Consider the following 19,632-nt stretch of genomic DNA (forward strand, 5'->3'; position numbering starts at 1 on the left):
ATCTTCGGATGACCTTTGCCACCACTGCCCGGGTCCTTGGTCAATTGCGGCACGATCACCGCAGTGTGGCGCTCATTATGGTGGTTCCGGCGCTGCTGCTCACCGCCGTCTATTATCTTTTCGAGAACGAAACACTGCCCCCGGGCTTTCCGCGCACCTTCGACCGCGTTGGCCTCATGATGCTGGCGATCTTCCCGTTCGTCGTCATGTTCCTGGTCACGTCCATCACCATGCTGCGGGAACGAACCTCCGGCACTTTGGAGCGGCTCCTCACTACACCCATCCATAAAGCGGACCTCTTGTTCGGCTACGCCATTGCCTTCTCCATCATGGCGGCTTTGCAGTCGCTGGTGGCCACGGCTGTTGCATACTGGATCTTCGATCTGGACATCAAGGGCAGTCCCGGGTTCGTCGTGCTGATCGCGGTCATCAACGCTGTCCTTGGAGTGGCCCTGGGGCTGCTGTGTTCGGCCTTTGCACGCACCGAGTTCCAGGCTGTGCAGTTCATGCCGGTAGTGGTGGTGCCACAGATCCTGCTCTGCGGACTCTTCGTGGCCCGGGAGCAGATGAACGACGTCCTCGAGGCCATCTCCGGAGTTCTTCCCCTGACGTTTTCTGTTGATGCCCTTCAGGAGATCGCAGGGAACATCGATGCCACTGAAACCATGTGGCAGGACACCATGGTGATGGGCGGAATCGTGGTGGGGGTCCTTGTCCTTGCCTCATTGACGCTGAGGAGGCAGACCTCATGAGCCTGGAACCCCTGCGTCGCGGCCGTCGAAGCGGGAGCGACCATTCGCGCGAAGCCATTCTGGTGGCGGCCCGGAAGTTGTTCGCAGAGCAAGGGTTCGACGGCACGAGTCTTCGGCAAGTGGCGAGGGAAGCTTCAGTGGATCCGGCCATGGTGCATCACTTCTTCAAAGGCAAAGACGAATTGTTCGCCTCCAGCGTGGAGTTGCCTGCTGATCCTGAAGAGGTCCTGGCCGGCGTTGAAACCCTGGAACCCTGGGCGAGGGCTGAAGCACTTGTCCGTGCGGTAGTCCGGTTGTGGGAGGGCCCGGCGCAACCCGGCCTGGTGGCATTCGTTCGGGGAACCATCGGATCGAAGGCCAAAACAGCACTGCTGCGGGAGACCGTAAGCCGGACCATCCTGTCCCGGGTCATGGTGGGCGTGCAAGGTCCTGCTGAGGAAGTCCGCCTGCGTGGCAATCTGGTGGCGACACAAGTGGTGGGACTGATGCTGCTCCGCTACGTGATTCGGCTCGAACCTCTGGCGAGTGCCGATCAGGAGGAAGTAGTGAGCATGGTGGCACCCACCATCCAGCGGTATCTCACCGGGAACCTGAACTCCCCCGGCTAGAACAAGACCGTGGCGAACGTACCCACTTGCTCGAAGCCGACTCTTTCGTAGGTGGCCCGCGCTTTAGCGTTGTAGTCATTGACGTACAGGCTCGTTACGGGCGCAAAGGTACGTGAAAGATTTACGACGGCGGCCATGTAACCGGCGCTTTGGTGGTGTCCACGCATCTCCGGATTCATCCATACGCCCTGGACCTGCGTGACGTCCTGGGTCACTGCACCCAACTCTGCCTTGAAAACCACGGTTCCGGCAGCGTCGATGTGGACCAGGGAATGCCCTTGGCGGATAAGCCCGGCAACGCGCCTGCTGTAGAAGTCCTGGCCGCCCAGGAACGGCGAGTAGCCAACTTCTTCTTCGAACATGGCGGCGCAGGCGGGCAGGATGCGTTCGAAGTCCGCCATAGTGCCGAAGGTCAGCAGCGGATTGGCTTCGATGGCCGGCCCGCCGGAAATGGTCAAAAGGGGCTGCCTGGAGCGGACTTCGTGCGCGAAGTGGCCCAACTGCTCAAAGCGGGAGTAGAGCGCCAGGACTGTTTCCGCCGGCCCGAAGATGGAGGCGTACCGCCTGCCGGATTGGTGGGCCGCCGTAGCTACATATCCGGTAAGCCCTGGGTCGAGTTGCACCGGGACCAGATTGGCCCCGGCCCAACAGGCTCCAAGGAGGGTGTCGTCGTCGAACACGCCAAAGACGCTGGCGCCGCCGCTGGTGGGCGCTGCCGTTCCTACGCTGTCCAGATGCGCAAGGATGAAGACGTTGGCAACGGGATCTTCGCTGGCAAGCGCGCGAAGGGCCAAGGTGTCGGCACTGCCGAGCACCCTGACCCCCAGGCCTGTCTCGTTACGAGACGCTAACCACGGGGCTACCCTTGACAGCATCTTCGCCATCGGCCTCCCCCATCTCTTCAGCGATACGCATGGCCTCTTCGATCAGTGTCTCAACAATTTCGCTTTCAGGCACTGTCTTGATGACTTCGCCCTTCACGAAAATCTGGCCCTTGCCGTTTCCGGAAGCCACACCGAGGTCTGCTTCGCGGGCCTCGCCCGGGCCGTTGACTACACAACCCATGACGGCCACGCGGAGGGGGATTTCCATCCCCTCAAGGCCGGCGGTTACCTGCTCAGCCAACGTGTACACGTCCACCTGGGCGCGGCCACAGGACGGGCAGGACACAATCTCAAGCTTGCGCGGGCGCAGGTTCAACGACTGCAGGATCTGGTTGCCAACCTTGATTTCCTCCACGGGCGGCGCCGAGAGGGAAACGCGGATGGTGTCACCGATGCCGCGGGACAGCAGGGCCCCGAAAGCAGTGGCGGACTTAATGGTTCCCTGGAAGGCCGGACCGGCTTCGGTCACGCCAAGGTGCAGGGGCCAGTCGCCCTTTTCGGCGAGCATCTCGTAGGCAGCAACCATGATCACGGGGTCGTTGTGCTTCACGGAGATCTTGAAGTCGTGGAAACCGTGCTCTTCGAAGAGCGAGGCCTCCCAGACAGCGGACTCCACCAGTGCTTCAGGGGTGGCCTTGCCGTACTTCTTCATGATGCCCGGCTCCAGGGAACCAGCGTTGACGCCAATCCGGATGGATGTGCCGTGGTCCTTCGCGGCTGCCGCGATTTCCTTGACCTGGTCATCGAACTTCCGGATATTGCCGGGGTTCACACGGACCGCTGCGCATCCCGCTTCAATGGCCGCGAAAACGTACTTCGGCTGGAAGTGGATATCGGCGATCACGGGGATCTGGGATTTGCGGGCAATGATCGGCAACGCCTCGGCGTCGTCGGCTGACGGACAGGCAACGCGGACGATGTCGCAGCCGGAGGCCGTCAGTTCAGCGATCTGTTGAAGCGTGGCGTTGATATCCGTGGTGGGCGTCGTAGTCATGGACTGCACGCTGATGGGCGAATCGGAGCCAACGCCAACAGACCCAACCTTGATCTGCCGCGTCTTACGGCGCGGGGCAAGGACGGGGGGTGGGGCGGCTGGCATTCCCAGGCTGACCGAGGTCACGTGGACTCCTTGGGTTTGGGGTGGATCGTTGTGGTGAGGACGCCGGAGCTAGGACGCGTGGGCAGCCAGGACGCCGATGATGGGGTCCCATTCCGTGGTGCGGATGCCGGCTATCACTCCGGCTTCAGCGAACGGATCCTGCTTCAGGAGGTCATTGAGTTCGGCTTCATCTGCTGACTTGAAGATGAGCAGTGCGCCGGCACCATCACCGTAGGGTCCGCTCGCAAGCAGCGTGCCATCCGCTGCGAGATCGCCCAGCCAGGCACGGTGCGCCGCGCGGGCTTCGTCGCGGAGGGCGCCGGATTCGGCGACGTATACATACTCAACAGCGAAAACAGTCATGAAACTAGCCTATCCCGCCGCGTGGCGATGATCCGCCATCCATTCCAGTTCACTCTGCAGGCCCCCGGTCCCGGTCAGCGGTCTCAGCCAAAGATATTCACCGGCTTGACGATGTCCGCGTAAATCAGGAGCGCGCCCATGGCCATCAGCAGCGCTGCCACCACATACGTGGCGGGAAGCAGCTTTGCGATATCGAAAGCACCTGGATCCGGCTTTCCCCTCAGCCTGGCCACTTGGCGCCGGGCCCCCTCATACAGTGCACCTGCCACGTGGCCGCCGTCGAGAGGCAGCAGGGGTACAAGGTTGAAGATGGCCAGCGCGAAGTTCAGGCCGGCAAGCAGCCCTACCAAGGTTCCGATGCGTGCTTGGAGCGGTACCTCTTCCATCGCAGCAACTTCGCCGGCCACCCGACCGACGCCCACCACACTGATGGGCCCGTTCGGATCGCGGGGTTCCTCGCTGAAGGCGGCCTTCGCCACACCAACCACACGGGCAGGCAGGTTAAGGATTACTCCGGAAATCTGCTTGATGTTCTCCCCCGCCATGGGAAGAACCGACGACGCCGGCTGGGGAACCAAGGCGCTCTGCGCGCCGATTCCCAGGAAGCCAACCTCCTGGTACTTCAGCACGCCGTTGGCGTCCTGCTCCTGGCGGCCATCGGCACCCACAACCGGCCGCGAGGACAAGACTGGAGTAACGGTGGTGGAAACTTCCGAGCCGTTGCGTTCTACGGTGATGGGTACTTCCCTGCCGGCCGAGGCCCGGATCCAGCCGGTGAGTTCATCCCAGCTGGTGACGGCTTTGCCGTCGAAAGTCTTGACGGTGTCGTTCGGCTGCAGGCCGGCAGCCGCCGCGGGGGTTGGCTTGCAGTCCGCCGAATCAGGATCCACCGTTTTCCCCGCAGCCACCTGGCACTTTGAGACGTCCGCGATGGTTGTGGTGGCCGTGGCAACGCCAAAACCCATGAGCAGGATGGCAAGGAGAACCAAACCGATCAGCATGTTCATGGCCGGGCCGCCGAGCATGATGATGATCTTCTTCCAGACCGGCAGCTTGTAAAAGACCCTGCCTTCATCCCCGGGGCCTACTTCTTCGTGCGCGACGGAACGGGCCTCGCTGGCAAGCGTCTGGAACATGCCCGTGCTGGAGGGACGTACCCCGCCATCTTCTTTGTTGGGCGGGTACATGCCGATCATGGCAACGTAGCCACCCAACGGAAGGGCCTTGAAGCCGTACTCCGTTTCGCCCTTCTTCCTGGACCACAAGGTGGGCCCGAAGCCAATCATGTACTTGGTCACGCGCACCTTAAAGAGCTTCGCGGGGACCAGGTGGCCAACCTCATGCAAGGCGATGGACACTGCGACGCCAAGGGCGACGAAGACGACTCCGAGGATGAAAAGAAGGACGGGACTCATGCCGACGGGACTGCTTCCATGGGTTTTTATACTGGGTTTCTACTGGGCACTTCTGAGCTGAACCGCGCTGTTGGCTAAACGATCATGGGTGCGCGTGCGTGCCCAACTCTCAGCATCCAGCACGGACTCCACCGTAAGCTCCGAAGAACCTGAATGTTCGCTGAGGACGGACTCCACCGTGTCCACAATGTCCGTGAAGCGGATGCGACCGGCGTGGAAAGCCTCCACGGCTTCCTCGTTGGCCGCGTTGAAGACGGCAGGGTAGGTGCTGCCCTGCTTCGCGGCCTCCTTGGCGAGTTCCACTGCCGGAAACGCAACCGAGTCCAGTGGTTCGAATGTCCAACTTGTGGCTTGGGTCCAGTCACATGGCTGGGCAGCCCTTGGAACCCTCCCGGGCCAGCCCAGCCCCAAGGCGATGGGAAGCCGCATGTCAGGCGGCGACGCCTGGGCAATGATGGACCCATCCACAAACTGGACCATCGAGTGGACCACCGACTGTGGATGGACCACGACGTCGATCCTGTCCAGGGGTACGTCGAACAGCAGATGGGCCTCGATCACTTCAAGGCCCTTGTTAACGAGGCTCGCCGAGTTGGTGGTGACCATGAGGCCCATATCCCAGGTGGGATGCGCCAGAGCCTCGGCGGGTGTGACATCGTGAAGCTGCTCACGGCTGCGGCCCCGGAAAGGTCCGCCGGACGCCGTGAGAATCAACTTCTCCACCTCCTGCTCAGTACCCGAGCGCAGGCACTGGGCGATGGCCGAATGTTCGGAATCGACAGGCACAATCTGGCCGGGGCGGGCAGCTGCTTTCACCAGGGCACCACCGACAATCAGCGACTCTTTGTTGGCGAGCGCCAAGGTGGCGCCGGATGCCAGCGCGGCCAGGGTTGGCGCCAGGCCAATGGAGCCGGTGATGCCGTTGAGAACGACGTCGCATTCCACTTCGGCGATGCGGGTGGACGCGTCCGGTCCAACGAAAATTTCCGGGGCGAAGTTGCGCAAGCCTTCTCGGGCCGCCGCGGCGTCAATCAGGTTCTGCAATGCTTCCGGATCGCCGTGGGCAATGCCAACGGCCTGCGCCCGCGTATGCACAGCTTGGTGGGCGAGCAATTCCAGGTTCCCGCCGCCGGCGCTCAGTGCCACCACTTCGAAAAGGTGCGGGGCGCCGTCGACGACGTCTATCGCCTGTGTGCCGATGGAACCGGTGGACCCGAGGATGACGATCTTGCGCGGCTGCATTGCTTAAGTATCCCAGCAGCCGCAGAAGGGTGCGAACGTAGCACCCGGGTAAGTGGAAAACCCCGCTTGACCACTTCTTTCCCGCGCGTAACGTGGAATTGTGGAGTGGCTGGCCTGGTTTGACGCGCAGGACTGGTTTAACGCGCGGGACTACGAATTCGCGCGGCAGGTATTGCAACGCGGTACTGCCGCCCTTTATCTGGTTGCGTTCCTCTCCACCATGAACCAGTTTCCTGCACTCCTTGGCGAGCACGGCCTGCTTCCCGTCCCGTCATTCCTTGACATGGCGCGCCGTCCCGCCCGGCCTACTCTCTTCCAGTGGCGGTACTCCGATGCCCTGCTGCGGGCAGTCTGTTGGGCGGGAATTGCGGTGTCCGCCTTGCTGGTGCTGGGCTTGCCGCAGCTGGGACCACCGTGGCTGCCGATGCTGGCGTTCCTCACCCTCTGGTTCCTGTACATGTCGATCGTGAATGTGGGCCAGACGTTCTACGGCTTTGGCTGGGAGATCCTGCTGCTGGAGGCCGGTTTCACCGTAGCTTTCCTTGGCTCGGACCAGGTTCCGCCACCCACCACCATCCTGATCCTGATTGCGTGGCTGGTGTTCCGGCTTGAGTTCGGCGCGGGAATGATCAAAATCAGGGGAGGCCGTGAGTGGCGCGACCTTACGGCGATGTTCTATCACCACGAGACACAGCCGATGCCCGGACCGCTGAGCCGGCAGGCCCATCTCCTCCCCCGCCCGTTGCACAAAGTGGAAGTGGTGGGAAACCACTTCGCGCAGTTGGTGGTTCCGTTCTTCCTGTTCGCGCCCCAACCGCTGGCGAGTATCGCGGCAGGAGTCATCATCGTGACGCAGCTTTGGTTGGTGGGCAGCGGCAATTTTGCCTGGCTGAACTGGATGGCAATCGTTCTCGCCTTCGCTGCCGTGAGTGATCCGGTGGCGCATGCGGTTCTTCCCGTCATCCCGCTCGAGTGGCACACAGGTGCCGAAACTCCGGTGTGGTGGCTCGTCGTCGTTCTTGCCGTGACGCTCCTGTTGCTGGTCCTCAGTTACCGACCGCTCCTGAACCTCTTCTCGCGCCAGCAACTCATGAATGCGAGCTTCAATCGCTGGCGCCTGGTCAATGCTTATGGTGCGTTCGGTACGGTGACGAAGCAGCGGATCGAGATCGTCGTTGAAGGCACCATGGCTGAAGAGCCGGATGCAGCTGACGAGCACTGGCTGGGGTACGGCTTCAAAGGCAAACCCGGGGACGTGCGCCGCCTGCCGCGGCAATGGGCCCCGTATCACCTCAGGCTTGATTGGCTCATGTGGTTCCTGCCGCTGCGGACCGTCCACGAGGGGTGGTTCTACGCCTTCCTTGAGAAGCTGTTGGAGGCGGACAAGCCAACTCTTGGGCTGCTTCGCCATGACCCGTTCGACGGCGAACGCCCGCGTTGGGTGCGTGCACGCAGCTATCTTTACCGTTTCGCCAGCCGTGCGGAGTTCCGTGAGACGGGTGAGCGTTGGGTGCGGGTGTTACTGTATGACGCCATTCCGCCGGTCGCCCTTACGCCTCGACGGCGGCGGCAGCTTTAGCGTTGTCTGATTTGGCCTCGGACGCGGGTTTGGCCTTCGATGCGGGCGGTGGCGCTGTGGACTCACGAACCACCAGATGCGTAGCCAGCTCCACCCGGCGGGAGTCGATGTCCTCGCCACGGACCTGGCGCAGGATGAACCGCAGGGCCGAACGGCCCATCTCCTGCAGTGGCTGTGACACGGACGTCAGGGGTGGAACGGATTCTTCCGCTTGGTGTGTGCCGTCGAAACCGACGAGGCTCATGTCCTCCGGAATCCGGATGTTCTGCCTTCGCGCTTCTGCCAGGACACCGAGCGCGATGCTGTCGCTTCCAGCGAATATTGCCGTGGGCGGATCCTCAAGTGCCAGCAGGGCCTTCATGCCTCTTACACCGTTCTCGGGCCGGAACGCGCCGGAGGACACATAGTCGTCGTCCACGGTGATGCCCTCTGCCATGAGTGCCGCCATATAGCCGTGGAGCCGTGCCTGGCTGCATTCTGCCGTGGCCGGTCCGCCTATATAGGCGATCCTTCGATGTCCCAACTCGAGCAGGTGCGTCGCCGCGGCCTTGCCCCCGGCCCAGTTGCTTGCACCCACGCTGAAGACGTCTGCCGGCGGCGGATTGAGGGGGTCAACCACCACGATGGGGATCCGGCGGCGTTGGAAGGCTTCCAACTGTGCGGACCCAAAGGCGGAAGTGACCACGATCATTCCGCTGCGGCCTTCGTCGATGATGCGCTGGGCCCGCTCTTCGGGGCCCAACGGCGACGCTGTTTGCCTGCTGGTCACCGAGAGAATGACCTCCATGTCCGAGACCGCCGCGTGCTCCATGACACCGTTGAGGACTTCCACGGAGTAGGCCGAGTTCAGGGAGTCGAAAACCACCTCAACTGACTGCTGGGGCGGAGGACTCTTGCGTTGCAGGGGCGACTTGTATCCGGTTCGCTGCAAGGCCGCCAGCACGCGCGCCCGGGTTTCCTCAGCGACGTCCTCCCTGCCATTCACCACTTTGGAAACCGTGGGCGCTGAAACACCCACTTCTTTCGCTACCGCAGCCAGTGTGAGCTTGAGCGGACGTTGCTCGCGTTCCATGAATCCCCCTGCTTTCGAAATATTTCGGCTTGCTTCGAGTATGCGGGAAGCCGATGGAAAGCTCAAGAGAGCTGCAACATCGAGCCAATCAGAGCCAAAGTAAGCCTTGACGTGTGATGAATTGCACTTTAGTTTAGACCGTGACCTAAACAGCATTCGCGAAATATTTCGATATTTTTCGGGCAATGGTCACTCCTTTTGGGAGATGGGCACCGCAACGTGCCCAACGAGGCGACTACACATGGAGAAGCAATGAAGCAGTTCCAATCATCACGGCGTTCTTTTCTGGCTTTAGCGGCAGTTACGCCATTCGCAGTCATGGCAACCAGTGCCTGCGGTACGTCCGGACCGGGCAGCGCGAGCGGAGGAGGCGCCAGCATGTGGTTCCTCTCCGGTGAGCCGAACCAGACCACCATCCAGAAAGCCGTCGATGCTTTTGGCTCATCGAATCCCGATAACAAGATCGCTGTGACGTACTTCCAGAACGATGCTTACAAGACGAAGATCAAAACCGCGATCGGCGCGGGCCAGGCCCCCACCATTGTTTATGGATGGGGTGGCGGGACTCTGAAGACCTACGCCGAGGCCAACCAGGTGGAAGACCTCACCAGCTGGTTCGAGGCCAACCCGGACCTGAAAAACAAGTTCTTCCCCGCTTCCTTCGGTGCAGCCACCGTCAACGGCAAGATCTACGCCCTCCCCAACCAGTACGTGGCCCCTGTTGTCCTGTTCTACAACAAAGAGCTCTTTGAAAAGGCCGGGGTGCAGCCACCCAAGACCTGGGACGACGTCATGTCGCTGGTAAAGACCTTCAACGACATGGGAGTAGCCCCGTTCTCCTTGGGCGGTCAATCCCGCTGGACCTCCATGATGTGGCTGGAATACCTGCTGGACCGCATCGGAGGGGCCGAGGTGTTCACTTCGATTTTCGAAGGCAAGCCCAATGCCTGGATGGATCCGGCCGTGATCGAAACGGGTACCAAGATCCAGGAACTGGTGTCCGCCGATGGCTTCATCAAGGGCTTCTCCTCCATTACGGCAGATTCGAAAGCGGATCAGGCGCTGCTGTTCACGGGCAAAGCAGCAATGTTGCTTCAAGGCTCCTGGACGTACGGACCCATGAAGAAGGAAGGCCAGAACTTCGTCCAGGACGGAAAACTGGGCTTCGTCACCTTCCCGACGATCCCGGGAGGCAAGGGAGATCCGAAGAATGGCGTAGGCAACCCCGCCCAGTACATGTCGATTTCGGCCAAGGCCACCGACAAGGAAAAGGAAACGGCCAAGAAGTTCTTCAAGGACGGCATCATGACGGATACGGTCATCGACGCCTACATCAACTCCGGTTCGGTCCCGATCGTCAACGGAATTGAAGACAAGCTCGCAACGTCCCCGGACAAGGACTTCCTGAACTTCGTCTACGATCTGGCCAAAAATGCCCCGAACTTCCAGCAGTCATGGGATCAAGCCCTGAGCCCGACTGCGGCCGAGGCCCTGCTTAACAACATCGACCAGCTCTTCCTCAAGTCGATCACGCCACAGCAGTTCGCCGAGAACATGAATGCCACCCTGGGCAAATGAGCTCAACAACCACTCAAAGGGCTGCCACTGCATCGCGGAAAATCGAGCAGAGCGGGAAGCAAAAATCTGCACTTGCGTGGCTGACGGTGCCGGCTTTGATCTTCTTCGTGGTGTTCGCACTTGCGCCACTGGTAGGTGTCCTGGTTCTGAGCTTCGCCAACTGGGACGGCATCGGCGCCATCGGAGCAGCCGGCCTGGAGAACTGGTCCTCAGTTCTCAGCGACCCCGGACTGTACAACGCACTGGGCCTGACTTTCCTGATCATGATCCTCTCCTGGCTGGTTCAGACTCCCATCAGCCTTCTCCTGGGAGTCTTCACCGCCGGCACACAGCGTTACAGGGCTGCCTTGGCGGTGTTGTACTTCTTGCCGCTTCTCCTCTCCTCCGCGGCAGTTGCTATTGCGTACAAAGCATTGTTGGACCCTAACTTTGGGCTGGCCATGGGGCTGGGTTTGCCCTTCCTTGCCCAAGACTGGCTGGGCGTCCCACAGTTGGCATTGGGCCTGGTCATCTTTGTGATCGCCTGGCAGTTCGTGCCCTTCCATACGCTCATCTACCAAGGTGGTGTCCGGCAAATCCCCAAGTCCCTGTATGAGGCAGCACAGATCGATGGTGCGGGCATCATTAAGCAGTTCTTCCACATCACGCTTCCGCAGCTGAAATACACCATCATCACTTCGTCCACCCTGATGGTGGTCGGATCGCTGACGTACTTCGACCTCATCTTTGTCCTGACCGGTGGCGGGCCGGGTAATTCCACCCGCATCCTGGCGCTTGACATGTACTTGCGCGGCTTCCGGGCCAACCTGATGGGCCCGGCAAGTGTCATCGCGGTCATCCTCGTCGTCATCGGCCTTGTCCTTGCCTTGTTCCTCCAGCGCCTTGGAGGCAAGGACAAGCAGGGCAGCCAATTGGAAGGTTTGTAAGGTGAGCACTGTCCTTCACAGCGATTCGAAAACCGCTCCAGCCACTCCCCCGGGCCATTCCATCAAGGCCAAGCAGAGCCTTGGTTCACGGGTCAGGCGGCTGAACATTCCCGGAGGCCTTGGCGGTTGGATATGGCTGGCCATCATCATTGTGCCGATCTACTACATCGTCATCACCAGCTTGAAGACGTCCGAAGGGTACTTTGGGCAGAATCCGTTGGCCCTCCCGACGGCTCCTACGGTGGAGAACTACCAACTGGTTCTCGAGGCCAACTTCACCACGTACTTCATGAACAGCGTGATCGTCACACTTGGCTCCGTGATCCCCACGGTATTGATCTCCTTCATGGCTGCCTTCGCGATCGTTCGTGGTCGCGGCCGATACCTGAAGTTTGTTAACGGCATGTTCCTCATGGGCTTGGCGATTCCGCTCCAGGCAACCATCATTCCGATCTACCTGATGATCATCCGGCTGAACCTGTATGACAGCCTCCTTGCCATCATGCTTCCCTCCATAGCGTTCGCCATTCCGTTGACGGTTCTGATCCTGTCCAACTTCATCCGCGATGTGCCGAACGAATTGTTCGAGTCAATGCGCCTGGATGGCTGCAGTGATTGGCAAACGATGTGGAGGTTGGCGCTGCCCTTGACCCGTCCGGCGATTGTAACCGTGGCAATTTACAACGGCTTGCATGTCTGGAACGGATTCCTGCTGCCCCTGGTACTCACCCAAAGCCCCGGACTCCGCGTCCTCCCGTTGGGACTGTGGACTTTCCAGGGCGAGTTCAGCGTCAACATCCCCGCAGTGCTGGCCTCCGTTGTCCTGAGCACCCTGCCAATCCTGGTGATTTACGTCCTCGGACGCCGTCAGCTGGTCAGTGGCCTTACGGCAGGCTTCAGCAAGTAGCCGGCCGCCAGCCAGGCGCCAGCTCAGACAAGAAAGGACTTTCACATGTCAGAACCCAAACGCCTCCGCGTGGGCATGGTGGGCTATGCCTTCATGGGCGCTGCCCACTCGCATGCCTGGCGGACAGCCCCGCGATTCTTCGACCTCCCCTTGATACCTGAACTGACTGCCGTCGCCGGCCGCAACCCGGACGGCGTGCGTGCAGCTGCCACCAAGTACGGTTGGGATTCTGTGGAAACCGACTGGCGCCGCCTGATCGAGCGCGATGACATTGACCTCATCGATATCTGCACCCCCGGAAACACGCACGCCGAGATCGCCATCGCCGCCTTGGAAGCGGGCAAGCACGTGCTCTGCGAAAAGCCACTGGCCAATTCAGTGGAAGAGGCGGAGAAAATGACAGCGGTTGCCCAGGCGGCAGCCGAGCGCGGCGTACTGTCCATGTGCGGCTTCAGTTACCGACGCACTCCGGCTTTGGCTTTGGCAAAGCGGATGGTGGAGGAAGGGCGCCTGGGCGACATCCGCCACGTCCGGGCGCAATACCTCCAGGACTGGCTCAGTGACGCGGATGCGCCGCTCACGTGGCGCCTGGACAAGTCCAAGTCCGGCTCCGGTTCACTGGGCGATATCGGCGCCCACAGCATCGACGCCGCGCAGTGGATCACGGGCTCCCCAATCACCGGAGTCTCGGCGCTGCTGGAAACCTTCGTGAAGGAACGGCCTGTGGGTGGAGACTACGTGGGCCTCGGCGGCCGCGGCGGTTCGGACGCCGCCAAGGGCCCGGTCACCGTGGACGACGCCGCGCTGTTCACCGCCCGGTTTGGCGGAAAGCACGACGCCGATGCTGCCGCCACCACCGCCAAGGAAGGCACCGCCGTCGGGACTTCTTCCGGCACTGATTCCGGCGCTGTGGCAGGGGCAATCGGCATCTTCGAAGCGACACGTTTTGCCCTGGGCCGCAAGAACGCCATGCGCCTGGAGCTCAACGGGACCAAGGGCTCGCTGGCTTTCGACTTCGAGGACATGAACTCGCTCCAGTTCTACGATTCGGCACTGGAACCTGACGCCGGATTCCGCAAGATCATTGTCACCGAACCGTCCCATCCGTACACGGGCAATTGGTGGCCCACCGGGCACGGCCTTGGTTACGAGCATGGATTCACGCACCAAGTGGTGGACCTGGTGAATGCCATCGGCGCCGGGGAGCAGCCCTCGCCGTCGTTTGCTGATGCGCTGCAGGTCCAAAAGGTGCTGGCCGCCGTTGAGGCGAGCGCGGGCAACGCGAGCCGTTGGCAGAACGTCTGAGAGGAATGATGATGACCCGACCCATCACCCTTTTTACCGGCCAGTGGGCCGACCTGCCGTTTGAGGAAGTAGCGCGCCTGGCTGGCGAGTGGGGCTTCGACGGCCTGGAGATTGCCTGCTGGGGCGATCATCTGGACCCTCTGCGCATCGTCCAAGACGACTCGTATCTTCAAGGCAAGCTGGACATTCTGGAGAAGCACCATCTCTCCGTCCATGCGATCGCCAACCACCTCACCGGACAGGCAGTGTGCGATGACCCCATCGATGAACGTCACCGGGACATCCTGACACCCGACGTGTGGGGCGACGGCGATCCTGAGGGCGTCCGTCAGCGTGCTGCCGAAGCGATGAAGACCACGGCGCGTGCGGCGGCAAGGCTTGGCGTCAAGACCGTCACGGGGTTCACGGGCTCGTCCATCTGGAAGTGCGTGGCGATGTTCCCGCCGGCTTCAGAAGGCATGATCGAGCGCGGCTACCAGGACTTCGCAGACCGTTGGAACCCCATTCTGGATGTCTTTGACGAGGTAGGAGTACGTTTTGCCTTGGAAGTCCATCCTTCTGAGATCGCCTACGACTACTGGACTGCCAAACGCACACTGGAAGCGATCGGGCACAGGGACAGTTTTGGCCTTAACTTTGACCCCTCCCACTTCATCTGGCAGGACCTGGACCCGGTGATGTTCCTCCAGGACTTCGCGGACAAGATCTTCCATGTTCACGTGAAGGAATCCGTGCGCCAACTCAATGGACGCAACGGGCGCCTTGGATCCCACTTGCCGTGGGCTGATCCCCGCCGTGGCTGGGACTTCGTCACTGCCGGCCATGGCGACGTGAACTGGGAACCCATTTTCCGGACGCTCAACTCGATCGGGTATACCGGACCCACCAGCATCGAATGGGAAGACGCGGGCATGGATCGGCTGATCGGCGCTCCGGAAGCGCTGGACATGGTCCGCCGTCTGGCAGCCATTCGGCCCCCGGCTGCAGCTTTCGATGCCGCCTTTGCCGCCCGCTGAACTGATTTTGAACAGCCAACAGACTCACCCGGACGTTTACGAATACGAAGGAAAACATGACAAGCAAGAACAAGACCGCACTTGTGGTTCGAGGCGGCTGGGACGGACATCAGCCGGTGGAAGCCACCGAACTGTTCCTCCCCTTCCTCAAAGCGAACGGCTATGAGGTCAGGGTGGAGGAATCCCCCAAAATCTACGCGGACACTGAATACATGGCCGGAGTGGACCTGATCGTGCAGTGCATGACGATGTCCACCATCGAAAAGGACGAGTTCGCGGGGCTCCGCGCCGCCGTCGAAAATGGCAGTGGACTTGCCGGATGGCACGGCGGGATCGCCGATTCCTACCGCAACACTTCGGACTACCTGCACTTGATCGGGGGCCAGTTCGCCTGCCACCCCGGCAAGCATGAGGACGAACGGATCGGCGAACAGTCAGATAACTATGTTCCCTACTCGGTGAACATGCTCCCTGCCGCAGCAGAGCATCCCATTACCCAGGGAATCGCCGACTTTGACCTCGTCACCGAGCAGTATTGGGTTCTGGCCGATGACTACATCGACGTCCTGGCGACCACCACGCAAAAGGTCCGCGAATGGGACCCGTGGAACCGCGAGGTCACTTCCCCCGCCATTTGGACCAGGCAATGGGGCAAGGGAAGAATCTTCGTCTCCACTCCCGGCCACCGCGTGGAAATCCTCCAGGACAGCAACGTCCGCACCATCATCGAAAGGGGCATGCTGTGGGCATCCCGCTGAATGTAGGAATCATTGGCTGCGGCGCCATTATCGCCCAGTACCTGACAAACTTCCGCCGGTTGGATTCCATCAACCTCGTAGCCGTTGCGGACCTCGATCCCGCCCGCGCCCAGGCAGTTGCCGACTCCTACGACGGCGTCCGTGCATTGTCCGTGGATGGGCTGCTTGAGGCGGACGACGTCGAACTTGTCCTCAACCTGACCATCCCGGCAGCGCATGCTGACATCGCGCTCAAGGCAATCGCGGCGGGCAAGTCCGTTTATGGCGAGAAGCCGTTGGCGGCAACCACAGCTGAGGCCCGGCAGGTACTCGAGGCGGCCAACGCGGCGGGAGTGATTGTGGGGTGCGCTCCGGATACAGTCCTCGGCACCGGTATCCAAACTGCCCGAAAAGCGATCGACGACGGCCTGATTGGCGCTCCGGTTTCGGCAACGGCCACCATGGCTACGCCAGGGCATGAGCGCTGGCATCCGAATCCCGACTTCTATTACCAACCCGGCGGCGGCCCGCTGCTGGATATGGGCCCTTACTATGTGTCCGCTCTGGTCACGCTGCTTGGCCCCATAGTGTCGGTAGTGGGGGCGGCCAGCCACACCCGCAACGAACGCACCATCGGTTCCGGTCCTCGGCAAGGGCAAAAAGTGCCCGTGGACATCGACTCCCACGTCACGGGTGTCCTTGTCCATGCTTCCGGCGCGCTGTCTACGCTGTTCATGAGCTTCGACGCCGTCAAGACCAAGAGCCCCAACATCGAAATCCACGGAGAGAAAGGTTCGCTCGTTGTTCCGGATCCCAACCACTTCGACGGCGATGTGCAGCTGTTCGAGTTGGGAGCCGAGGAGTGGAAAACACTCCCTGTATCTGCGGGTTACGTTGACGCCGGCCGCGGCTTTGGCATCGCCGATTTGTCAGCCACTCCCGCCGGACAAGAGCCGCGCGCCGGTGGCCAACTCGCTTTCCATGCCCTTGAGGTCATGGAGTCCGTGCTGGAATCCGCCAAGACAGGACAGGCGGTAGCCATCCAGAGCACTGTTAGCCGCCCGGACATGGTGGAACTGGCAGAACTTTCGACGCCGGTACGCGCCTAGACAACATGAATTGAGGAGTGCCGCAGGGCACGCCGAAGTGACAGTTGAACCCCATGTTCCGGCAGCAAAACATGGGGTTCAACTGTCATCTCGTGTGCCGGGCCCGGCGCAGTGTTGCCTCGGCGTGCTTAAGGATAGGGCCGTCGATCATCTTGCCTTTGAACTGGAAGACGCCCGTTCCGGCCGCAGATGCTGCGTCGAGAAGCTCGGCGGCCTCGGTCACGGCTTCAGGTGTTGGTGCATAGGCTTCCCGCACTGTTGCAACCTGGCTGGGGTGGATGCAGGCTTTGGCACCGAAACCGCTGGCCACGGCGTCAAGGGATTCCACAGACAGGCCCTCGAGATCGGGGATGTCCACATACACGGAGTCGATTGCTTCCTTGCCAGCGGCTTTAGCGGCAAGCAGCACCGCGGACCGTGAGTGCAGGGCCACGGCCCGGTAGCCGCCGTCGCCGTTCCTGCTGGAGAGACCGCCCAGGGAAGCGAGCAGGTCCTCGGCGCCCCACATCAAGGCAACAACGTTGGGTTCCGCGGCGATGGCTGAAGCATTAACGATGCCGGCGGCCGTTTCACAGAGTGCGATCACGCGGTAGCCCTCAAGTGCCCTGAGCTGCCCGGCGCTCTCCGCCTTGGCGAGCATGACTGTGCGATAGGGAGTGTGCGCCAGGCTGTGCAGGTCCTTCTCGAATTCCGCGGAGCCCACAGGGTTGACGCGGACAATCGTCCGGCTCGGGTCCAGCTCAGCAGTGTCTCCTTCGGATCCGAGCTGGGCGAGGATCGCGCCCCGGGCCCGCTGCTTGTCCCCCGGAGCCACGGCATCTTCGAGGTCCAGGATCACTGCGTCCGAGCGCTCCGCAGCCTTGCCGAAACGCTCCGGCCGGTCAGCGGGGCAAAAGAGGAGTGCCGGCCCCATGGTGAATGGCGTAACCGTAACGTGCAGGGAGGAGTCGGGAGAAGGCATGAGGGTTCCTTGCTGCTGGAATGCTGACAAATGCGGAAAACAGCCTAGGACTGCGCGGCGTGTGCTTCCTGGGTCCACATCAGGCAGGTACGCGTGGCAAGTGCCACCACCACTCCGTCCTGGTTCCTGCCAGTATGTTGCATGGTCACCACACCTTGGCCAGGACGCGAGGACGACAACCGCTTGGCGGTGATCACCGTTTCCGTGTACAGGGTATCCCCGTGATAGAGCGGGTGGGGAAAGGTGACATCCGTCAGCCCCAGCTGGGCGATGATGGTGCCCTGCGTCAGCTGGGTCACCGACTGCCCCACCATTGTGGACAAGGTGAACATCGAATTCATCAGCCGCTGCCCGAACGGCTGCGCGGAGCTCCAAGCTGCGTCCAGGTGCAGCGCCTGGGTGTTCATGGTCAAGGTAGTGAACAGGACGTTGTCTGCTTCCGTCACGGTTCGTCCGGGCTTGTGGGCGTAGATCACGTCCTCTTCAAGCTCATCGAAGTACAGTCCACGCTGCTCAACAACCCGGGTCATACGGTGAGTTCCTGGTCCTCTTCGAAGAGTTCAGCCCCGGTGGCAGCCACGACGTCGTCCAAAGTGACGTTGGGGGCCAGTTCGCGAAGGACCAGCCGCGGCTCCCCCTCGTCCTTGACGACATCGATCACAGCGAGGTCGGTGATGATCCGGTCCACGCAGCCCTTGCCCGTCAGGGGCAGGGTGCACTCCTTGACGATTTTGGGCCGGCCGTTGCGGTCCACGTGTTCCATCATGACGATTACCTTCTTGGCGCCGAACACGAGGTCCATGGCACCGCCCATGCCCTTGACCATCTTTCCGGGGATCATCCAGTTGGCAAGATCGCCGTTGGCCGCCACTTCCATGGCACCCAGGACCGCCACATCCACATGGCCGCCCCGGATCATGCCAAAGGACGAGGCCGAATCGAAGAACGCAGCGCCCGGTTTGATGGTGACAGTTTCCTTGCCGGCGTTGATGAGGTCCGGATCAACCTGGTCCTCGGCCGGATAAGGCCCGACGCCCAGGATGCCGTTCTCGGAATGGAGGATCACTTCCACACCCGCAGGAATGTAGTTGGGAATCAGGGTGGGCATCCCAATCCCCAGGTTCACGTACTGGCCGTTGGTGAGTTCCTGGGCTACCCGCGCAGCAAGTTCGTTGCGGCTCCAGCCTTTGGCTTCGTGATGGTCGATGTCGGCACGTCGATACTCGTGCCGCACGGCTTCGGGGCGGGGCGGGATGTCATGGTACGAGTTGTCGGTCACTGTGCTGCTCCTGCCTGCCCGGTTGCTTGGCTGGTGGTCAGAGCCACCGTCCGTTTTTCAATCCGTTTCTCCGTGGCAGGCGCCACCACCACTCTTTGCACGAAAATGCCGGGCGTATGGATGTGTTCCGGGTCCAGCTCGCCGGTTTCCACGAGCTCTTCGACTTCGGCAATGGTTGTCTTGGCGGCCATGGCACACAGGGGGTTGAAGTTCATGGCTGTTGCATGGAAGACGAGGTTGCCGTGGCGGTCGCCCTTCCACGCATGGACCAGCCCAAAGTCCGGCGTCAGCGATTCTTCCAGCACGTAGTCGGCGTTCTGGAAAGTGCGCACCTCCTTGGGGGCGGAGGCGATCGCAACGTTCCCTTCGGCGTCGTACTTTTGCGGCAAGCCGCCCTCGGACACCTGGGTTCCCACGCCGGCCTTCGTGTAAAACGCGGGAATTCCGGCACCCCCTGCGCGCAGTTTCTCGGCCAGGGTGCCCTGCGGGGTGAGGACCACCTCCAGTTCGCCGGCGAGGTACTGCCTGGCAAACTCCTTGTTCTCCCCCACGTACGAGCTGATGGTGCGGCGGATTCGTCCATCCTTCAGGAGGATTCCGAGGCCCCAATCGTCCACGCCACAGTTGTTGCTCACGGTCTCCAGGTCCGTGGTGCCTTGGCTGTGGAGCGCGTCGATCAGCGACACGGGGATTCCGCATAGGCCAAAACCGCCGACAGCGAGCGAGGCGCCGTCCGGGATGTCCTTCACCGCTTCCGCGGCGCTGGCAACAACCTTGTCAATCATCCTTGATCCTTCCCC

The 19,632-nt window shown here is 61.5% G+C and carries 20 protein-coding genes; 10 read left to right on the forward strand and 10 right to left on the reverse strand.

Annotated features, from left to right (window positions below):
* The first annotated feature begins 8 nt into the window (after positions 1 to 8).
* Positions 9 to 752, forward strand: a complete 744-nt coding sequence (locus ABIE18_RS04535; RefSeq protein WP_477513621.1) for an ABC transporter permease — start codon at positions 9 to 11, stop codon at positions 750 to 752.
* A complete protein-coding gene (locus tag ABIE18_RS04540) occupies positions 749 to 1,360 on the forward strand; it encodes a TetR/AcrR family transcriptional regulator (RefSeq protein ID WP_499721454.1) in 612 nt (203 codons plus the stop codon). Before ABIE18_RS04535 ends, ABIE18_RS04540 begins: the two co-directional genes overlap by 4 nt.
* Here the strand turns inward: ABIE18_RS04540 and ABIE18_RS04545 are convergent.
* The 5 genes from ABIE18_RS04545 to dxr form a co-directional block, all read right to left on the reverse strand.
* On the reverse strand, positions 1,357 to 2,235 hold the full coding sequence (locus tag ABIE18_RS04545) for a GNAT family N-acetyltransferase (RefSeq protein ID WP_442017069.1): 879 nt from the start codon (positions 2,233 to 2,235) through the stop codon (positions 1,357 to 1,359). The genes ABIE18_RS04540 and ABIE18_RS04545 overlap by 4 nt on opposite strands.
* A complete protein-coding gene (gene ispG / locus ABIE18_RS04550) occupies positions 2,198 to 3,364 on the reverse strand; it encodes a flavodoxin-dependent (E)-4-hydroxy-3-methylbut-2-enyl-diphosphate synthase (protein ID WP_216925300.1) in 1,167 nt (388 codons plus the stop codon). The genes ABIE18_RS04545 and ispG overlap by 38 nt, the downstream gene beginning before the upstream one ends.
* Before the next feature lie 48 nt (positions 3,365 to 3,412).
* The gene (locus ABIE18_RS04555; protein ID WP_499721456.1) at positions 3,413 to 3,706 is read right to left on the reverse strand and encodes a YciI family protein; all 294 of its coding nucleotides are present in this window, start codon (positions 3,704 to 3,706) and stop codon (positions 3,413 to 3,415) included.
* 83 nt (positions 3,707 to 3,789) lie between these two features.
* Positions 3,790 to 5,121: a M50 family metallopeptidase gene (locus ABIE18_RS04560; RefSeq protein WP_431119431.1), complete on the reverse strand. Its 1,332-nt coding sequence runs from the start codon at positions 5,119 to 5,121 to the stop codon at positions 3,790 to 3,792.
* A 39-nt stretch (positions 5,122 to 5,160) separates the two neighbouring features.
* Positions 5,161 to 6,363 carry a 1-deoxy-D-xylulose-5-phosphate reductoisomerase gene (gene dxr, locus ABIE18_RS04565; RefSeq protein WP_499721457.1) on the reverse strand — a complete coding sequence of 401 codons (1,203 nt, stop codon included), beginning with the start codon at positions 6,361 to 6,363 and terminating at the stop codon, positions 5,161 to 5,163.
* Between the two features lie 100 nt (positions 6,364 to 6,463).
* On the opposite strand from dxr, the gene ABIE18_RS04570 reads away from it, so the two are divergent.
* Positions 6,464 to 7,942 carry a lipase maturation factor family protein gene (locus tag ABIE18_RS04570; RefSeq protein ID WP_499721458.1) on the forward strand — a complete coding sequence of 493 codons (1,479 nt, stop codon included), beginning with the start codon at positions 6,464 to 6,466 and terminating at the stop codon, positions 7,940 to 7,942.
* On the opposite strand, the gene ABIE18_RS04575 is transcribed toward ABIE18_RS04570, so the two are convergent.
* Positions 7,914 to 9,014: a LacI family DNA-binding transcriptional regulator gene (locus ABIE18_RS04575; protein WP_499721459.1), complete on the reverse strand. Its 1,101-nt coding sequence runs from the start codon at positions 9,012 to 9,014 to the stop codon at positions 7,914 to 7,916. The two genes, ABIE18_RS04570 and ABIE18_RS04575, sit on opposite strands and share 29 nt — an antisense overlap.
* Positions 9,015 to 9,266: 252 nt before the next feature.
* Here ABIE18_RS04575 and ABIE18_RS04580 point away from each other — a divergent pair, with 252 nt between their 5' ends.
* Genes ABIE18_RS04580 through ABIE18_RS04610 form a run of 7 tightly spaced genes read left to right on the forward strand, consistent with a single transcriptional unit; the run spans position 9,267 to position 16,592 of the window.
* Complete coding sequence (locus tag ABIE18_RS04580) at positions 9,267 to 10,592, forward strand: extracellular solute-binding protein (protein ID WP_499721460.1); 1,326 nt, start codon at positions 9,267 to 9,269, stop codon at positions 10,590 to 10,592.
* Entirely contained in the window at positions 10,589 to 11,518 is a 930-nt protein-coding gene (locus tag ABIE18_RS04585; protein ID WP_499721461.1) for a carbohydrate ABC transporter permease, read from the forward strand. Before ABIE18_RS04580 ends, ABIE18_RS04585 begins: the two co-directional genes overlap by 4 nt.
* A 1-nt stretch (position 11,519) precedes the next feature.
* Positions 11,520 to 12,425 (forward strand): carbohydrate ABC transporter permease, encoded by a 906-nt coding sequence (locus ABIE18_RS04590; RefSeq protein ID WP_499721463.1) that lies wholly within the window; start codon positions 11,520 to 11,522, stop codon positions 12,423 to 12,425.
* A gap of 45 nt (positions 12,426 to 12,470) precedes the next feature.
* The gene (locus ABIE18_RS04595) at positions 12,471 to 13,730 is read left to right on the forward strand and encodes a Gfo/Idh/MocA family protein (RefSeq protein ID WP_499721465.1); all 1,260 of its coding nucleotides are present in this window, start codon (positions 12,471 to 12,473) and stop codon (positions 13,728 to 13,730) included.
* Positions 13,731 to 13,741: 11 nt separating this feature from the next.
* A complete protein-coding gene (locus ABIE18_RS04600) occupies positions 13,742 to 14,746 on the forward strand; it encodes a sugar phosphate isomerase/epimerase family protein (protein ID WP_499721467.1) in 1,005 nt (334 codons plus the stop codon).
* 56 nt (positions 14,747 to 14,802) lie between these two features.
* Positions 14,803 to 15,504, forward strand: coding sequence for a ThuA domain-containing protein (locus tag ABIE18_RS04605; protein WP_499721469.1), 702 nt, complete (start codon positions 14,803 to 14,805; stop codon positions 15,502 to 15,504).
* On the forward strand, positions 15,489 to 16,592 hold the full coding sequence (locus ABIE18_RS04610) for a Gfo/Idh/MocA family protein (protein ID WP_499721470.1): 1,104 nt from the start codon (positions 15,489 to 15,491) through the stop codon (positions 16,590 to 16,592). Before ABIE18_RS04605 ends, ABIE18_RS04610 begins: the two co-directional genes overlap by 16 nt.
* Before the next feature lie 85 nt (positions 16,593 to 16,677).
* Here the strand turns inward: ABIE18_RS04610 and ABIE18_RS04615 are convergent, their stop codons facing one another.
* From ABIE18_RS04615 to ABIE18_RS04630, 4 genes are read right to left on the reverse strand one after another with little or no spacing between them, the layout of a single operon-like run.
* The gene (locus ABIE18_RS04615) at positions 16,678 to 17,553 is read right to left on the reverse strand and encodes an HpcH/HpaI aldolase/citrate lyase family protein (RefSeq protein WP_499721471.1); all 876 of its coding nucleotides are present in this window, start codon (positions 17,551 to 17,553) and stop codon (positions 16,678 to 16,680) included.
* A 44-nt stretch (positions 17,554 to 17,597) separates the two neighbouring features.
* Positions 17,598 to 18,083, reverse strand: a complete 486-nt coding sequence (locus tag ABIE18_RS04620) for a MaoC family dehydratase (protein WP_499721472.1) — start codon at positions 18,081 to 18,083, stop codon at positions 17,598 to 17,600.
* Complete coding sequence (locus tag ABIE18_RS04625; protein ID WP_499721473.1) at positions 18,080 to 18,832, reverse strand: CoA transferase subunit B; 753 nt, start codon at positions 18,830 to 18,832, stop codon at positions 18,080 to 18,082. The genes ABIE18_RS04620 and ABIE18_RS04625 overlap by 4 nt, the downstream gene beginning before the upstream one ends.
* Positions 18,829 to 19,617 carry a CoA transferase subunit A gene (locus ABIE18_RS04630; RefSeq protein WP_499721474.1) on the reverse strand — a complete coding sequence of 263 codons (789 nt, stop codon included), beginning with the start codon at positions 19,615 to 19,617 and terminating at the stop codon, positions 18,829 to 18,831. Before ABIE18_RS04630 ends, ABIE18_RS04625 begins: the two co-directional genes overlap by 4 nt.
* Positions 19,618 to 19,632 lie beyond the last annotated feature (15 nt).

This window comes from Arthrobacter sp. 2762 (assembly GCF_040548745.1).
Classification (GTDB): domain Bacteria; phylum Actinomycetota; class Actinomycetes; order Actinomycetales; family Micrococcaceae; genus Arthrobacter.

What these genes read in the sequence shown, in the direction of transcription:
- ABIE18_RS04535 (WP_477513621.1), top strand. Translation starts at nt 9, where the DNA reads ATGACCTTTGCCACCACTGCCCGGGTCCTTGGTCAATTGCGGCACGAT.
- ABIE18_RS04540 (WP_499721454.1), top strand. Translation starts at nt 749, where the DNA reads ATGAGCCTGGAACCCCTGCGTCGCGGCCGTCGAAGCGGGAGCGACCAT.
- ABIE18_RS04545 (WP_442017069.1), bottom strand. Translation starts at nt 2,235, where the DNA reads ATGCTGTCAAGGGTAGCCCCGTGGTTAGCGTCTCGTAACGAGACAGGC.
- ABIE18_RS04555 (WP_499721456.1), bottom strand. Translation starts at nt 3,706, where the DNA reads ATGACTGTTTTCGCTGTTGAGTATGTATACGTCGCCGAATCCGGCGCC.
- ABIE18_RS04560 (WP_431119431.1), bottom strand. Translation starts at nt 5,121, where the DNA reads ATGAGTCCCGTCCTTCTTTTCATCCTCGGAGTCGTCTTCGTCGCCCTT.
- dxr (WP_499721457.1), bottom strand. Translation starts at nt 6,363, where the DNA reads ATGCAGCCGCGCAAGATCGTCATCCTCGGGTCCACCGGTTCCATCGGC.
- ABIE18_RS04575 (WP_499721459.1), bottom strand. Translation starts at nt 9,014, where the DNA reads ATGGAACGCGAGCAACGTCCGCTCAAGCTCACACTGGCTGCGGTAGCG.
- ABIE18_RS04580 (WP_499721460.1), top strand. Translation starts at nt 9,267, where the DNA reads ATGAAGCAGTTCCAATCATCACGGCGTTCTTTTCTGGCTTTAGCGGCA.
- ABIE18_RS04585 (WP_499721461.1), top strand. Translation starts at nt 10,589, where the DNA reads ATGAGCTCAACAACCACTCAAAGGGCTGCCACTGCATCGCGGAAAATC.
- ABIE18_RS04595 (WP_499721465.1), top strand. Translation starts at nt 12,471, where the DNA reads ATGTCAGAACCCAAACGCCTCCGCGTGGGCATGGTGGGCTATGCCTTC.
- ABIE18_RS04600 (WP_499721467.1), top strand. Translation starts at nt 13,742, where the DNA reads ATGACCCGACCCATCACCCTTTTTACCGGCCAGTGGGCCGACCTGCCG.
- ABIE18_RS04605 (WP_499721469.1), top strand. Translation starts at nt 14,803, where the DNA reads ATGACAAGCAAGAACAAGACCGCACTTGTGGTTCGAGGCGGCTGGGAC.
- ABIE18_RS04615 (WP_499721471.1), bottom strand. Translation starts at nt 17,553, where the DNA reads ATGCCTTCTCCCGACTCCTCCCTGCACGTTACGGTTACGCCATTCACC.
- ABIE18_RS04620 (WP_499721472.1), bottom strand. Translation starts at nt 18,083, where the DNA reads ATGACCCGGGTTGTTGAGCAGCGTGGACTGTACTTCGATGAGCTTGAA.
- ABIE18_RS04630 (WP_499721474.1), bottom strand. Translation starts at nt 19,617, where the DNA reads ATGATTGACAAGGTTGTTGCCAGCGCCGCGGAAGCGGTGAAGGACATC.